4 protein-coding genes are annotated in these 2,907 nt (G+C 30.4%); all 4 read left to right on the top strand.

Annotated features, from left to right (window positions below):
• Nucleotides 1-106 precede the first annotated feature (106 nt).
• Nucleotides 107-376 carry a hypothetical protein gene (locus ACQPUY_RS17610; protein ID WP_430843349.1) on the top strand — a complete coding sequence of 90 codons (270 nt, stop codon included), beginning with the start codon at nucleotides 107-109 and terminating at the stop codon, nucleotides 374-376.
• Nucleotides 369-575 carry a hypothetical protein gene (locus ACQPUY_RS17605; RefSeq protein ID WP_430843347.1) on the top strand — a complete coding sequence of 69 codons (207 nt, stop codon included), beginning with the start codon at nucleotides 369-371 and terminating at the stop codon, nucleotides 573-575. Before ACQPUY_RS17610 ends, ACQPUY_RS17605 begins: the two co-directional genes overlap by 8 nt.
• A gap of 41 nt (nucleotides 576-616) precedes the next feature.
• Nucleotides 617-1,531: an N-acetylmuramoyl-L-alanine amidase gene (locus ACQPUY_RS17600; RefSeq protein WP_430843345.1), complete on the top strand. Its 915-nt coding sequence runs from the start codon at nucleotides 617-619 to the stop codon at nucleotides 1,529-1,531.
• Nucleotides 1,532-1,650: 119 nt separating this feature from the next.
• Nucleotides 1,651-2,907: FG-GAP-like repeat-containing protein (locus ACQPUY_RS17595; RefSeq protein ID WP_430843343.1), on the top strand; the 1,257-nt coding region annotated here is incomplete at its 3' end.

Raw genomic sequence — 2,907 nt, 5'->3', positions numbered from 1 at the left:
AGAGAATATAAAGAAACAGATAAATTAATAGAGAAAGATGTTTTAGAGATTAGAGAAATCTAGTCTCTTTTTTATATAAAAAAATAAAGAAAGAAGGAGGTGCAAAATGAATGAAGTAACAGGGTTATTTAATACCTTTGTATTTCCTGTAGCTATGTGTATTTTATTAATATGGTTTCTGTATAAGAAAATATGGATAAGGATAGAAACAACATTGGACAGGGTTACTAAAACTAATGAGGAACTAAGTACAAGTAATAGGATTTTAACAGAGAACTTAGTAAAGAAAGTGGATCATATGGATACTAAAGTAAATTCCGTGGATTCTAAATTAGATCAAATGTTAAAAGAGAAAGAAGGTAATAAAAATGAATAAATTAGTAACTAAATTAACAAGTCTTATAGAAGTAAAGAAGATTATAGCATTATTAGTTATAACAGTATTTTGCATTCTAAGTGCTAGAGAAGTAGTAAGTACAGAACAATTTACTACAGTAGCAATAATGATAGTCAGCTTCTATTTTGGACAATCTACAGTTAAAAGTACAGTTAAGTCAACTAAGGAGCAGGAGTAATATCTTGCTTCTTTTAATTTATAAAAGAAAGGATTGATAATATGAAAATAGCAGTAAGGGGAGGACATAACTTCCAAGCACCAGGAGCAAGTGCATTAATAGATGAAACTACAGAAGATAGAAAAGTAAAGGATAGTATTATTAAAAACTTAAAATTATTAGGTCATGAGGTATTAGATGTAACTCCTGGACCATGTGATGTAAAGACAGATTTAGCATATGGAGTTAATAAAGCAAATGCATGGGGAGCAGATTTATTTATATCTATACACTTTAATAAAGCTTATAATAGTTATAATGGAGCAATAGGTACAGAAACTTGGGTTTACTCTAAGACAGATAATATAACTTTAGATGAAGAAATAGCAGCAAGAATAGTTAATGCTATAGCTGGATTAGGCTTTAAAAATAGAGGAGTAAAAGAAAGCAAAGAATTATATGAACTTAGAGCAACTAAGATGGCATCTATAATAGTAGAAGTATGTTTTGTAGAAGCTACAGAAGATGTTGCTTTATATAGAAAGTTAGGTCCAGATGCAATAGGAAAAGCTATAGCAGAAGCAATATCTAATAAAAAGATAGAGGTTAGTAGATTCCCATTACCACTTAAAATGAAATCTGATGCTATGTCCTATGATGGAGAAGTCAAGATATTCAATAAGGGAGATTTATTAACTGCAGATGCAGAAAACCAATGGGCATATGTTATTGAATTGGATGGTAAAAGATGTTGGGTAGAAAAGGCTAATGTTAAGTTATTAGGGTTAACTGATGAAAGATATAGAAGGTTTAGACTACAAGTAACAGAATATCCATGTAGAGTATGGACTAAGGAAATTAAACCTTTTTATAAGGATGAATTAATAACTGTACAATGGGAAATGAGCGGTTATTATGCTTTAGATATAGATGGAGTACGAGCATATATAAGAAAGAATGCAACTATGAATAGATAACTTTAAGGTTAGTAGGTAGAAATACTTACTAGCTTTTTCATTAAAAATTAATTCAAGTAAAATTGACATAATAATTAATTTATAGTAAAATATGGATATAAAATTTAAGGGGGATGATTATGATTAACAAACAAATTAAACTCGTTTTAGCTACATTGGCAATGGCATTAATTTTATCATTAAGTACTTCTCCAAAGGAAGCAAAAGCATATAATGCTGGAGGTGACGGAAAGGTTAAATTTAACTCTTGGGATATAAACAATTATAGTAGTTCTGCAGATTTATGGTCTCAACAAAGAGAAAATTATGCGCCAGATAGAATTAAAAATAGGATTACTTATGGAGATTATGATGGGAACGGAAAAGATGAAGTTATAGCATTTTATGATTATGGAAGCGCTAATACAGGAATTCATCGTCTATATGAGGATGGTGGAAAGTATAATTATACTATGATTTGGGAATCAGGAATAAATAACTTTAATGCTGAAAGTATAACAAATAAAGTTGTCTCAGGTGATTTCGATGGAGATGGAAAAGACGAAGTCCTGACATTATATGACTATCTAAATGGAACATCAACAATGTTTCAATTTTCATTAAATAGTGATGGAAAATCTGTTAGCACAAAATCTGTTTGGAGAGCAACTGATTTTGTAGCAGATATGATTAACGCAATGGTAGCAGGTGATTTTGATGGAGATGGAAAAGATGAAGTATTGATATTTTATGATTATGGAAATAATGTAACTGTTGTTTTTGAATTAAAAATGGGAACAGATGGGAAATTTACAAGTAAAGAAGCTTTTAGAGCAACACAATTCGCAGGAAGCCAGATTAAAGCTAAAACAGTAGCTGGTGATTTTGATGGAAATGGTAAAGATGAGGTTGCTATGTTCTATGATTATGGGAGTGCTACCACAAGAATATTATCATTAGTAAATAATAATGGAAATTACTCATTATCTGAAACATGGTATTCAAATTCATTTAGCGGCGCAAATATAAATAGTAAGGTTGTTTCAACAAAAAACAATAGTGGTAAGGATAAGATAATTGCTATGTATGACTATGGCAATAATGTTACAGGAATATTTACATGGGAATTACAATCAAATGGTAAATTTACATCAACTAAACAAAGAGAATTATCAGGTTATGAAGCAGAAAGAGTTACTGGAAGAGTTGCTGTAGGAAAATTTAATGGACAAACTACTAGATTAGTAACTATGTATGATGGAGCTGTTGTACAATCACAAACAAAAGGTGAACAAGTTGTGGCAGAAGCTAAAAAATACCTTGGAGTTCCTTATGTATGGGGTGGAACTACACCAAGTGGATTTGATTGTTCAGGATTAACACAATACGTATATAAA

The organism is Clostridium nigeriense, from assembly GCF_050585245.1.
In the GTDB taxonomy this organism is placed as follows: Bacteria; Bacillota; Clostridia; order Clostridiales; family Clostridiaceae; genus Clostridium; species Clostridium nigeriense_A.
This window is presented reverse-complemented; position numbering and strand designations above follow the sequence as displayed.